The following is a 13342-nucleotide window of genomic DNA, read 5'->3' as shown; positions in this document are numbered from 1 at the left end:
TGATATAGAAAGGAAATCCTAATAATTTGGATTCTATGGGGCCTATTGATAACAGATACCTTTTTGGTTTTCGCCAAACTCAAAGGGTACGAACGAGCTATCTAGTACCTGACAGTCTACTTTCATAGAGGTACCGCTCGCGTTTCCAAAAATACTTGACACCGCAGCATCCGCAGCATCCCTTCCTGTGGCGATTTTCACCAAACCATTTAAAGGCGCTAGGTGGGTTGGATCGAAAATAATCCAATTCCCATCGATATACGCCTCTACGCAAGCATGAAAATCGGGTGGGTTCAGTTGAAAGGCATATCCCGTAAAATATCTTGCAGGAATTGACAACGCCCGACAAAATGCAATGGTTAAATGGGCAAAATCACGACAGACCCCTACCCGTTCGGTAATAGTTTCCATGGCCGAAGTTTGCGAATTTGTAGTTCCGCTTATGTAATCAATATTGCTGTGTACCCAATCTGTTATCGCCAAGACTTTATCATATACCGATGTATGGTGTCCGAATTGCTTATAGGCAAATGTCATCAACTTATCCGATTGACAATACCGGCTTGGGTAGAGGAAAGATGCAATATAGCTATTCAATTCCACCACAGGTACCGATTGGCCAGAGTTGTTCTCATCGATGATGGTAGGAGTGACCTCAACGATTGCCGAGTAATCTATGGTAAAGTTCATCGCACCCATTACTTTTAGTCTTACAAATCTAGAGCTGCCGTCGTGGGCCGTATACTCCTCAATTTTCATGGAAGGGTCAAGCGTTAATTGTTCTTCCCAAACCGTTTGATTTACGGTCTTTAGCGCATGAATATTAAATATAAAGGTGGTGGGTGCATTGACCACATAGGAAAGCGAGCTGTTGACTGTAAATTTCATAGGTCAATTATTTTACACATTGTGTTTGATCCAATTTTCAGGAAGGTTTTCAAGAACGGTCTTTAGGTCGTTATCCCATTTTTCAGCTATGTCTTTCATTTCCTCTCCACTATATCTCTTTTCTTCAATACTATAGGAGTCTTTTTTATAGATGGCGACATCTAGGGGATAACCTACATCAGTAGCACTTAAGCGTGTAGCATCGAAAGAAAGAAACCCTGCCTTTAATGCCTGTTTCAGCGATGATTGACTACTCAGCACCCTGTTCAATATGGTTTTGCCATGCCCTGAATTACCAATTATCACATACGGAGAATCGTCGTTTAGCTCGACCCAATTGCCTTCGGAATAGATCAAAAAGAGTTTATGTTCATCATCATCTTCTAACTGACCCCCGATAATCGTATTAAGATTAAATTTTAAGCCCGCCTTTTGTAGCGCGCTTTTATCTTCTTTTTCTACACGTTTGATTTGTTTTCCGAATGCATTGACCGCCTTGAACATTTTGTTGTGGTCGATAACCCCTTCCAAGAATAATTCTTGAAAGTAGATCACAGCCTTATCGCGTACCGATCGTAAGCCACTTGTCATTATAAAAAGGGAGTGTTTCTCCCTCTGTTCAATGTAAATTTTCTTTTTGGTCGATTTGTTGTTTCCGGAGGTAATTCGTGTGTCCGCCATGGCAATCAACCCTTGTTTTGTCTTTATACCAAGGCAATAAGTCATAATCTACAGTTTAATTATACAGTGATTCAAAGAATTTCGATCCTTTGATACCATCCAATTTCATAGGAAAAGCGCTGTTCGAAGAAGGTGATATCAGCCTGCAAACTTACTCCTATTTCATTTGGAAAATTAACCGTATCGCATCTTATTTGTAGCTGGTTCAATTTGACATGAATTCTAAAAGACCAAGCACGGCTCTACTAATTTTAAGAGGGCATGACGAAACTTTGCCACCTATGAATATCAGGGGGCAAGGTACGTACCATCCCTTATCGTTTCGTAATATTTCTAGGAGTACTATTTTATTCTGTAGCGATATATTTTCTTGAAATTAAACAGTTCCTTTATAGGATATAAAACATATATACTAAAGCAATGGGCGACAAGAAAAACAAAACGGTAAAACGAAAATCATCAAAAGGCAAGGGCACCGTTGGTGAGATGAATGATGCCAAGGGCAACGTCAAAAAAGATTCAACTAAGAAATAGGTCGGAAAATACTATCTACGATTTTGATCCTATTGAAAGTAGGGTACTGACCATTCACGGGTATTTTTTCGTATCGGTCGGAATAGGCTTCTATTCAGGTCAATTGAAATTAGGCCAGTTATAGGTTACAACCCATTGGGTGGTCGATATAGTTCTACTACCACCCGACAGGTATGTGCTTGTTTTTGAATGAAACAGTTTCGCCTAAATAAGCATTTATTAGAATCTGAAGATACTTCAAGTGATGGTCCGGTCTGTTGAAATTGCCAAAGACCATGCTCCGCCCTGCTCATTGCCTGTTATGGGTATGCCCAGGGCAAAGAAAGAAAAACAGGGCATATCTCCAGTCCATCTCAATTTTTAAGAATAAATTTTCGACAGCGAATTGGTTACGTTCCTCTACCGAACAATTCACCATTATAATGGTGCAATACGCGATCGGTAAGGTTGTTGGTCCGATTATATTCTTTTCTCCCCCACACTATTGTACTCATGATTTGGCTATCGAAGAATTTGCTACCGACCCATAGAGCAAAAAGAACAACAAGCCTTTATTCGTGCTTAGGTGACTACATTAATTGGTACCAATAAACCTATCAAGTTCGTATAGGCCATTAGATACATCCTTATTCAACCTTACCGTTTTTTTAGAAATGAATCTAAGTGAGCGAAATCGTTTTACACATTATGCCTATCGACCAAAAAGAAGCTATTTTTCAAACAAAACGCCATCTTTTTCATACAGCGGTAAAATAAGGGCTGCATAAAACTAAAATCCGTTACGATGATTTGAAATAAGTGGCGTCCATTTTTAAATTCTTCAAGAAGATAAAAGGGGATAGTCCAATCCAACGAACCTACCCTAGTTCTCTTCTTTCCAATGCTGATATTCTTCGAATTGTTCTGGCGTCAAAATATTTTCCAATTGCCTATCGCGTTCCGTACTCAGGGTTCCCATCATCTCACCGTTGGGCGAGTTGTTTTGAACACTTTGAAAATTCTCCATTTCCATTTCAAAGTTTCTGATTTGGTCATCGGTCATTCCGAGATCAATGTACATTTGAGAATAATCCATATCGGTACTGACTGCACCTTCGTTATTGGCATCTAGATTTGCCTTACCGTCCGTAACCTCGTTCGTCGACTCGATCGCACTATTCTGATTCACATTTGAATTTCCACCTGTGGAACCATTCATGGCCTCGACCGTACTTACGCGGTTAGAACTAGTGTCTTGACCGGAATTCACTTCATCTTCTGTATCAACCCTTTCACTGCTGGCCATATCATTATTCGTTTGTTGCCCTTTTGCACTGTTGACCGCTTTACAGGCCGTTCCCAACATCAGTGGTAAAACGGCTAATCCTAAGAGTATTTTTTTCATCTTATTATATTTTAAGAAATGTTACATTACGTTATTTACACATTATAAATTTAGCCCAGCCAAAATGGGATCTTTAATGCTATTGGATTTTAGTTTAATCTATATACAGCGACCTACGATCATAGTTTTTACACGGTGAGAAAGTTAGACTTAATGCACGAACCGCACTATTGAATCTTACTGTAATGATTCTTTTCTGTGTAACCTAATGATGATGAACATATAGCCCGTATAGGGTACTGATATAAATACCTCCATGTGCTTTCATATCGAGTCAATTTTGTATTCGATTAAGGTGTTATTTATTCTTTAGCATATGTATTTTTCTATTCGGCTCTAGACTTTAAAAATCTTTTGGTCAAGTGGGAAATGGTATAAAAAATATGGTCAGCGTCGCAGACGGGCCGACCCAGAGGCATATCGGATACACATTTCCATTGTATTTCTTAGCTTGTTTAGCGAGTAAAAGCGTTGTCAAAGGAAGACTTAAACCAGAGGTTTCTGAGCCAGATAAAGACACTGGAACATTAACTATAAAAATCAAAATGGCAAAAATTGATGAAAAAGAAACAGATAAGGACACGGAATTCATAAAGGAAGAAAATAAGTCCACCAGAAAATATATTTTTCAAAAAAACACCATTACCAAGGTAGCGACCATCATTGTAATCGCCTTTTTAATCTTATTGGTGATAGGACTGGTCGCTTCTGGAACCTCTCTTTTCGATGGTTCATAATCGCAATGACGACAAATGCTTTTATTGGTTGTATTCAGGGCCTTCTCAACCTCGCGCACGAACAGAAATACGATGTGCGAGGGTGCTATAAATCAGCCAGACGAAACATAGAACCTACAATTTGAGACCGCATCCTTTCCGACAAAGCAGAGTAATTTTAAAAGAAAAAACTAGTTTTTCCGAGGTAGTCGGGTGGTAGCACATCATCCTTTAATTGGCACGCCAATCAATTCGAGTAAGGCATTTTATCAATATCCATGATGTGACGCTTGTTTCGTGGTTTTCTTATGAAACTGTCGATAATACGCGTGGTATGATAGGTGTGCTTTTTACGGACCATATAGTTTTCAAAATCGTCGGCTGAAACGATTTGATCGCTCATGTCAACGAATCCATAGCCCAGATAAATGCCGTTACGCACCAGTACAAATCCCATCTCACCGGGCTTCCTCCCTTTGACCCATATGGCGAAGTTCTTCAAATCGTTTTGTAAAAAAGTCATCGCCTTTTTCACCCTTTTATTGTATTCTTCGCTACCTATCTCTCCGATACAGGCGGAGGGGCAGCTATGAAATTTAGGATGGTCGCATTTACCTTTTATTCTATGAAAACCGCATAATTTCGGGCACAGATCAAATATGTCGCAGACCTCCATCAGCCTCTCGGCCACCGAATTTCTGTTGTAAAAAACCTCATTCACAGAGTCGGAATAGTCCTTTCTTACGATAGATAGTTGTAGATAACCCCTTTTGTTCTCGGAAGAAATTACAATATAAGGAGCAGTCCTCCCTTTCTGGGCGATGTTAAATGGGGGCCTATTCTTTTTAATTTCATCGGACTCCAAAAGCTCTGCTATCAAATTGCTCCCTGTACTTTCAAAGTCGACTTTTACGGTTGCCTCGCAAAGTTGAATTTCACGGGCGGTTTTGTTGGTAAAATGACTTCGTACACGATCACGAAGCCTTACCGCTTTGCCGATATATATAATCTTATCTTGGGTGTCTTTAAAATAGTATACCCCAGGCTTCCTGTTTAGGGCTCTGATTTGCAATGCCTCCATTTTCAATTGGGCCTCCTCAAGACCTACAATGGGCCGTGGTCGACCTTCATTTTCAAGCTTAGGTATTTGAAGAAAAAGAGCTGCAGCAGCCTTCGCCCTGCCATGAGGCCTATCCAAATTGACGTTGGGTAGATTAAAATGTTCGGTCAAATTCTTAAGTTGAAAGGATTCTAAATGGGGATAGGCTTTCTGAACACGCGCAGTTATGGATAAGGCCGGAGTTGAGAATTTATATCCAATATTCTTCAATTCTTTACAAAGCACCCTATAGGCCGAATCGTCTTCTAACGTGAGTACGACCGCTCCGTCCAACACTTCTAAAATTTCTTCGGCTATCTCGCAAAAGACAGGTTTACCACTTAAAGTGGCCCTATCTATGCCGGTCAATTTGGTGAAAATTTTAGGCACGGCATATTCAGGATTCACCAAACTACAATATGCATTCAGCTCTTGGTTACAGGTAAATCGGAGAACGCATATTTCAACAAGACGACTCCTGTAAGGCTTTAGATCTATACTATTGGCGGTGACTACAGCGAAATGTTGTGGAACCATAAAAAATGAGTGAATCACTTCCTTCAAAATTAGGTATAATTCCGATATATTGGAAATAATCCAAACCACTGAATGTTACGTATCCTAGGTGCGTAGCGAACAGCGCTAGATCGTGAAGAAATCCCTTATCTTGTTATTCTGAAAAAGGAACCTTTTCAAATTGGACGCGTTTGAAAAACCTTTGTACAAATTAGATTGGGCCAAAGAACCGCCAGGGAAGTATTTTGCCACCATCTTTTTCCAGTTCTGAACGGTCCGGTTTAAAGGGAGGAGGTCAGGGCCTTGGGTTCAGGAAAAAGAACCTATAACTCCCCCGAATATCGGACATGGTATGCTATTCAGAACATTGGAAGGAAAGTTACTGATGTCGGTCCATAGTCATAGAAACATAGACGGCAGGTATATCCGCTACCCCAATCTATTCGAAGTGAATGATTCCGGAGACAAGTTGGGTCGGCCAGCCGTATCCAACACCTTGATTCGGAAAAAACCAAAGTATATTAACCTATTGGTATTTCTGCAGCATGGACTCATATAGCCCATTAGTCCTATACGTATACAATACCATGAAGTTCTAGAAGCAGTATGCCATTCGAATAGCCCGTATTTTCAATAAATGATACTCCTGAAACTACCCATAAAGGCCTCCGGATTAATTTTGACTTTTAATCCGAATTCCACTTAAGGTTGACTCGCCCTTCTCAGCGTTAAAATCGACCTTAATCCCTTCACCGTTCTCCGCATGTACGGCTAAATCAAAAACTACCGCCCGTAAACTTCCATAATCGCGCTGCAAATTCAAACCATTGATGACCTTTTTACCGTTGACCAAAATGTCGAACTCACGAATATGCGGACTTTTCTCTTCGGCATCGGTACTAGTGTTTAAATTGTACATATTATCGGCACTATCTTCGGAAATATTTTCCTGAAAACAAAGCGTAAGTACATATTTGCCATCGGGTACATCAAAACGATACCTTTCCAACCCTTCGGTAAAAGTTTGAAATAGGGGGTCTATGTTCGTACCCAGAATATTGTCATCGATTCCGGTTTTTAGTTGTCTTCGTTCTACGGTATAGGGTGTTCCTCCAACGTATCCCCATGAATTTGGGGAATATTCCTGATCGGAGATCCACGTAACTTGTTTCTTGGGATCAAAAAATGATACCTCTGCCCCGACGTTAACGGCTATCTCGCCAATTTCAGACGTGGAATCGTTCAGCAGGTATGGTATCAAGTTAAAATCGACCGTTGCCTGATCAGAATTGCCCATTGCATCAGTAGCCGTCAAAACGTTCTTACCCGCTTTAAATGGCACCGCAAACGTAGTTTCAAAATCTGCTACGTCTTGCTCCCCCAAAATGGTACCGTTCAATCTTAAAGTGATTCGTTTTTGATTGGAAAACACCTTGACGGAATCGGTACTGAATCCAGCGTTTTGGGAATCCTCTACCCCCGCACGTTGCGTGTAATTATGGGTCGCGATGTGCACTACCGGATCTTCCAAGAAATACGCCCGATAGAGACCGACTACATCTTTCTCCGTTCGATCGAAATTGACCAATCCCTTTTGATTCACCGAGGGAATGGCGTCGCCTCTTCTCTCGGATCCAAAATCGGCAAAGTTCCATGCTGCAAAGCCCGCCAAATACGGCATATTCATCATCTGTTTGAGGTAGGATGCGTGTAACATATACTGATAATCTTCAGAATAATCCCATGGCTTAGGATTCTTGGCATGTATACGCATATCCGTTCCTGGGCCATACTCCGATACGATCATGGGACGGGTGGGATATAACTCGTGTTGTTCTGCCAAAAAGATGCCCAAGTCTTCCAAGTCTTCATAATACCAACCGAAATAGAGATTCCAGCCGACGACGTCGGGAATATCCGTTATACCCGAATTATTATATAAGTCACTACGATGTAAAGCCATTACCGTATGCCGTTCTGGTGCCTCGGTTTTGGTCAACTCCTCGAGCTGTTTTGCCAACTCGACCGTTGCCGATATTGTTTTCTCGCGATCGGCTTCCGAAAGGCTTCGGTTATACTGAAAACCAAGAAAAACTTCGTTCATATAGCCATATAATATGATGGATGGATGATTACGCGTCTGGCGGATATGCTCCCGCTGCATTTCCATACTGTTTTGAAAAAAGGCTTCCGAATTGGTGATATTGCTTACTACCGGAATTTCCGACCATACCAACAAGCCGAGCGCATCGCAAGTGCGATAGACCTCCTGGGCCTGTGGATAATGGGCGGTTCGAATAAAATTGAATCCCAGTTCCTTAATTCTTTTGTAGTCATTAAAATGGTAATCATCGGGAAGGGCATTGCCCATATCCTCAAAATCTTGATGACGGTTGGCACCAATAAGTTTTAAAGGTTTACCGTTGAGTTCAAAACCTCCCTCTTCATTGAAACCGTACCATCTGACACCCAATGGCAAGGTCAACTGATCTAGAACGACACCGCTTTTAGCATCCTTGATATGTACAAGTACCTGATACAGATAAGGGTGGTCAGGGTGCCAAAGTTCAGGGGATGAAATGCCCAGGCCTTCGGTAGTAAAAGCACTTTTACTATTGGGGGATAGTACCATCTTTGAAGATTTCTCAACAATAACGGTGTTATTTCTGTCAAGAATCTGGGTTTCCACGATGACCCTTCGTCGATCCGAAGTCGTATTCGACACGTTTCCATGAACTACTACGGAAGCCTCATTTTCATTCACTTCGGGTGTCTCAACAAACACCCCATCCGAAGCATGATTGTCCATTTCGAAATGTACCGGTTCTGCAACGATCAGGCGTACATTGCGATAAATTCCTCCATAAAAAGTATAATCTGCGTTTAGGGGAGGAATATTTTCATTATGGGAGTTGTCCACCCTTACTATAAGGGTGTTTTCCTCACCATAGGCCAAGTGTTCCGATAGATCGAAAGAAAATGCCGTGTACCCTCCAACATGCTCCCCGACCAAATTTCCATTTAGGTACACTTTGACTTCTTGATTGGCACCCTCGAACTTCACATACACGCTTTTACCTTGCCACTCTTGGGGTACCTGCAGGTTCTTTGCATACCAACCTACTCCCCTATAATAACCCGGAGTATCGTCAAAAGCGTCTACCGCATTCCAAGTATGGGGTAAATTAATACCGTCCCAATCCTCAATATCCAAGCTACTTACGGCCGCGTCGTCATCGCCCTTGTGAAATCGCCACGAAGAATTGATGGTCTCATTGATTCGCTGCGCCATCATACCCTGCGATGCGATCATCAATAAAATTAGAATAAAGGCCTTCTTTTTCATAATTCGTAATTTAAAATGTAACATTCTGTAAAGGTTGTTAATACTGTAGCCCTGCATCGTATTCGAACAATGCATATCCCTCCTTCTCTTGAGCACCGGGTGCATCGGCCAAGTTTTCGTTGACGGCCTCCTTGGAGGCGGGTATCGAAAATGGCAATTTTCCACTTGGATTGAATTTACCGGAAAGCACATCCAACAAAGCATCACTAGTGGTACCGAAAGTAGCCAAAACCGTCTTTAAATTACCGTTATCAATTTCGTCGATTACCCAAGGATTACTAAAATTAATTACGGTCACCGTGGGTTTTTTGGCCTTGATGTCATTGACGTATGGTACATCGATATTGTTTTTCGATAGTTCATTCGATATGGCGGTACCGCTTGAACTGAACATTCCTCCACTATTCGGAATCAACCAAAGCACCACCAAATCGGCTTCTTCTGGCGAACCTACAAACTCGACGTCCCAGCTATGGGCCTCTGGCTTGATACCAATGTGGGGGTCGTTATCATCTCCACGTTCGACCAAATACTTTTCAAAGTACACCTTCGTTCCAGATTTGAATGGAAGTAGGGAGTCTTCATTTCTAAGCAAAACAATAGACTTCCGCAAAGCGAGGTTGGCCCTTTCTTGAAATTCTTGGTTTCCTGTCACGGATACCGCTTCTTGCACATCTACGTACGGGTTTTCGAAAATACCGAGTTGAAATTTTTCCCTCAATAAGCGAGCTACGGATTCATCGATTCGCGCCTCGGTCACAAGCCCCTTATTGACGACCTCCAAAAGAAACGTAGGGTCCGCAGCGCCCGAAAATAGGTCTACGCCCGCATCAATAGCTTTCTGATAGCGCTCGTGTATAGAAAGATTCTCAACGCCCCATGGCATCATAAAAATAGGGCCGGTATCTGAATTCACGATACCCTTGAAGCCCAATTTGCCTCGCAGTAAGTCCGTGATGATACCTTTATTATAGGCAAAGCCTACCTCATCATATTCCGTTTTTACCGGTGCGGCATAATAAGGCATAATGGCAGAGGTTCCGGCCTCAATAGCGGCCTGAAAGGGTTTCAAATGATACTCCATCATTCCCCCGGGATACTCTTGTTCCTTTCCCCAGTCATAATGGGCGTCCAATCCATCTTTCTGTGGACCTCCACCGGGAAAATGTTTTGTGGTCAGGGCTACCGAGGCGGAACCCAACGTATCCCCTTGGAACCCCAGCACGATTTCCCTAATCATATTTGCCGATAAATCGGCATCTTCGCCAAAAGTACCTTCCGTACGTCCCCATCGTGGTTCTGTAGCCAAATCTGCCATATACATATACCCCTTTCGGAGGCCGACGGCTACCCATTCCTTCGCAGCGATCTCGGCGAACTCCCGAGTCAATTCCAAATCACGCATCGCCGCCAAACCTAATTCGCCCGGCCATTTCGAGAAAACGGTTTCCCCCAGACCAATACCACTGGAATTATCGATGCTGATATGATTTCGTGGATTGGAGGCAATGATTACAGGAATGCCCAAACGCGAAGATTCAGCAACCGCTTGAACGTTATTCGCCCATTTTGCAATGGTATCGGCTTTGGTATTGGCACGTAGAATGAAATGTCTTAAGTGCCTTTCCATAATGCCCTTCGTGGTTCCTGAAACCATCATAATAGGTTCAGGAAGGGGTTTGCGCGTGAAAAAGTTCGTCTCATTTATGGCATCCTGTTCCGATAATCCAGTGGTTACCACCCGGTTCCTCCTTGAATATGTTCCATCGTCATCATCGGAGGCGCTGCCCATGTTAATGGTACTGATCAACATAAAGCCGACTTTCTCTTCAATAGTCATCTGTTCGAGCAAATCCCTAACCCGTTCATCCGTAGATAAACGCCAGTCCTCATATTTGTCGAGCTTGCCATTCTTGTTCAGGTCCTTAAATTGATAGCTATCCTCAACCAAAAGTTCCACGGACTTTGCGCCCAACTCCGGTTGATCTAGAGGTTTGTTTTCAGTACATGCAAGTGTCCACAATACCAAAAACGCCAATAAAAAAGACCAATGCGACGTTCGCCCTGTGTCATCAAAATAATTAGCCAATTTGTAAGTTTTCATCTTTTCAAGTGTTGAGAATTTATGTGAGCAAGTTTGCGTAGCCTTATTTTTTATTTAGGGCCATATACTAAAAGGCCCTTGGAGGAGTCCTTATCTCAATGTCCGTTCAAAAGTAGTTTCATGTTGTCTTTATACTATTTTCAATCCTATTAATAATAGGGGGTATCGATTTCCTAACGTATCCGTCAAAAATACCTAACCTTCATCATAAAAAAGTATCAATCGATTAATTGAACCTTATCGACGCGGCATGTTCTTGATGTATTGTGTTGGTGTAAGACCCGTTTCTTCCTTAAAAATGCGGTTGAAAGAAGTTTTGGAATTGAAACCACATTCGTGGGCAATTCCTAAGATCGAGTAGTGTTCGAAAGCCGGATCGGTCAGCTTTTCCTTGACTTCTTCGACGCGAAACCCATTAATAAACCTATAAAAGTTCTTTTTCTGCCCCCTATTAATAACTTGAGACAAGGTATGTTTTGAGAGCGCTAGGTCACGGGCCATCATTTGTAAATTATACTCATTGTTCAGGTAGGGTTTACTTTCCTTGAGGTACTTCAAAATGATTTCTGCAATTTCTTCGAGCTGTTCATCCGTCAAAGCGGAACTGGCATATTTCGGCTCGGAACTATCAGTGTATGCCCCTCCGTTTTCGTTCTTTGGTCCTGTCGGCCGCATTTCGTAGATGGCCGTTTGATTGATACCAAAATATACCATAATAAAGGTAAAGATGGTAAGATTAACCGATAGGGTGGAATATCGTATCAGGCCCAGTTCCAAGACATTGCTAATAAAGAAAACGAAGAAACTGGTAATGAACAGAAACAAAAAAAGCGAGAGTACAAAAATGAGCCAACTAAGGGTATTTTTACTGGTATAGTTCGAAAAATATAATGGAATCTTCTTTCGATGCTTTATAAGGAGCTTTAGGCCAAAAAACCAATATCCGAAAACGGAAACTATTAAAAGGGAATAATAAATTTTGTTGAATAGATAGTCCGGGTTTTCGACCAAATCAGGAGTGCTCGAAATCGGAACCACCTGTACCGTAGCGCGGTGAATAACAATTAATAAGAAAGGAAGCAGATGTAAAAGCTGAATCGGCTTTAATCGAAAATCTTCAATGGTAAGCGAACTCACATATAAGTAAAGTAACGGACCTATTAAAAACATAATCGGGAAAATTCCCGGTTTGAAGTAATCAACGACTTGAAAGGGCAATAAGCTTGCCCCCAGATAAATGGCGATGACAGCCATCCAAATCGACAAAAAAATAAAGCTCAAATGTTTGGGACGCTTGGTCAAAAAAATCAAAATCCCAAAAAGTGATTGCACCAAGCCTATAATCGTAATCGTATCTGACACTTTCTTTGTATGAAATCCTATTAATCGGTTTAAGCTACGTGTTTCGCCATAAATGCCAAAAAAGATGAAGTGGTTTTTCTATAAAATTTACCCCTTTCCTATTTTTGGATTAGCCTTCAAAAGTATTCCTTTCCAAAATAAAAAAAGATGTTCCATTGAACCCAAAATCTTCTACACACTTCAAAAAAATACAATTTCGCAGATATGCCCATTATTATTAATTTGTAATTTAAATAAAGCGTTTTCGTGTGTATCCTATATTCCAAATTCAACACCCCATGATGAAATATTTTCTATTGCTCGTTCTATTTAGCTATATCAGCATAATCACTGCCCAAAAAGATGAAAGGGTTACAAGCATCGAATTCGTACAAGTCTTAAATGATAATGAGGAAGAAGCGATATACTACTTTCAAAACAATTGGAAAGCGCTTAGGGAAATGGCCTTGGAAAGGGGGTTTATAGATTCATTTCAAGTTCTTGAAGCACCTGCCAATATAGGTGAAGAAGAGTCGTTTCAATTGATGCTTTTTACTACCTATGCCAACAAGGCGCAATATGCGCTGAGGGAAAAACGCTTTCAAGAACTGATAAGGGAAAAAGGCACTTTGGAATTACTCAATGACAAGAAACCCGAAGAGTTCAGAAAATCTTTATTTACCAAGGAAATGGTCAGACATTGGAACTAAATTTAAGCGACACTAAAATTAAT

10 protein-coding genes are annotated in these 13342 nt (G+C 41.4%); 3 read left to right on the top strand and 7 right to left on the bottom strand.

All coding sequences use genetic code 11. The features are described 5' to 3' along the window. Positions 1 to 42: 42 nt before the first annotated feature. The 3 genes from F2B13_RS19850 to F2B13_RS19840 all read right to left on the bottom strand — a co-directional run bounded on the left by F2B13_RS19850 (position 43) and on the right by F2B13_RS19840 (position 3487). Positions 43 to 888 carry a transglutaminase-like domain-containing protein gene (locus tag F2B13_RS19850; protein ID WP_149277702.1) on the bottom strand — a complete coding sequence of 282 codons (846 nt, stop codon included), beginning with the start codon at positions 886 to 888 and terminating at the stop codon, positions 43 to 45. Between the two features lie 12 nt (positions 889 to 900). Then, entirely contained in the window at positions 901 to 1614 is a 714-nt protein-coding gene (locus F2B13_RS19845) for a peptidase (RefSeq protein WP_149304947.1), read from the bottom strand. A gap of 1351 nt (positions 1615 to 2965) precedes the next feature. Then, the gene (locus F2B13_RS19840) at positions 2966 to 3487 is read right to left on the bottom strand and encodes a hypothetical protein (RefSeq protein WP_149304946.1); all 522 of its coding nucleotides are present in this window, start codon (positions 3485 to 3487) and stop codon (positions 2966 to 2968) included. Between the two features lie 362 nt (positions 3488 to 3849). Between F2B13_RS19840 and F2B13_RS19835 the strand changes: the two genes are divergently transcribed. Then, a complete protein-coding gene (locus tag F2B13_RS19835; RefSeq protein ID WP_149304945.1) occupies positions 3850 to 4224 on the top strand; it encodes a hypothetical protein in 375 nt (124 codons plus the stop codon). 226 nt (positions 4225 to 4450) lie between these two features. On the opposite strand, the gene F2B13_RS19830 is transcribed toward F2B13_RS19835, so the two are convergent. Continuing rightward, positions 4451 to 5839, bottom strand: coding sequence for an exonuclease domain-containing protein (locus tag F2B13_RS19830; RefSeq protein ID WP_149277697.1), 1389 nt, complete (start codon positions 5837 to 5839; stop codon positions 4451 to 4453). A 331-nt stretch (positions 5840 to 6170) separates the two neighbouring features. Here F2B13_RS19830 and F2B13_RS20550 point away from each other — a divergent pair, with 331 nt between their 5' ends. Next, positions 6171 to 6377 carry a hypothetical protein gene (locus F2B13_RS20550; protein WP_198439916.1) on the top strand — a complete coding sequence of 69 codons (207 nt, stop codon included), beginning with the start codon at positions 6171 to 6173 and terminating at the stop codon, positions 6375 to 6377. Between the two features lie 114 nt (positions 6378 to 6491). On the opposite strand, the gene F2B13_RS19820 is transcribed toward F2B13_RS20550, so the two are convergent. The 3 genes from F2B13_RS19820 to F2B13_RS19810 form a co-directional block, all read right to left on the bottom strand. Further along, on the bottom strand, positions 6492 to 9164 hold the full coding sequence (locus F2B13_RS19820) for a glycoside hydrolase family 2 TIM barrel-domain containing protein (protein ID WP_198439915.1): 2673 nt from the start codon (positions 9162 to 9164) through the stop codon (positions 6492 to 6494). A gap of 37 nt (positions 9165 to 9201) precedes the next feature. After that, positions 9202 to 11268 carry a glycoside hydrolase family 3 protein gene (locus tag F2B13_RS19815; RefSeq protein WP_149277696.1) on the bottom strand — a complete coding sequence of 689 codons (2067 nt, stop codon included), beginning with the start codon at positions 11266 to 11268 and terminating at the stop codon, positions 9202 to 9204. A 237-nt stretch (positions 11269 to 11505) separates the two neighbouring features. After that, complete coding sequence (locus F2B13_RS19810) at positions 11506 to 12630, bottom strand: helix-turn-helix domain-containing protein (protein WP_198439914.1); 1125 nt, start codon at positions 12628 to 12630, stop codon at positions 11506 to 11508. Positions 12631 to 12908: 278 nt separating this feature from the next. Between F2B13_RS19810 and F2B13_RS19805 the strand changes: the two genes are divergently transcribed. Continuing rightward, positions 12909 to 13319, top strand: coding sequence for a hypothetical protein (locus F2B13_RS19805; RefSeq protein ID WP_232623088.1), 411 nt, complete (start codon positions 12909 to 12911; stop codon positions 13317 to 13319). Positions 13320 to 13342: the final 23 nt, after the last annotated feature.

Origin of the sequence: Pareuzebyella sediminis, from assembly GCF_008367235.1 — a bacterium.
Classification (GTDB): domain Bacteria; phylum Bacteroidota; class Bacteroidia; order Flavobacteriales; family Flavobacteriaceae; genus Pareuzebyella; species Pareuzebyella sediminis.
The sequence above is the reverse complement of the archived record's forward strand: the minus strand, read 5'-3'. Positions and strand labels throughout refer to the sequence as shown.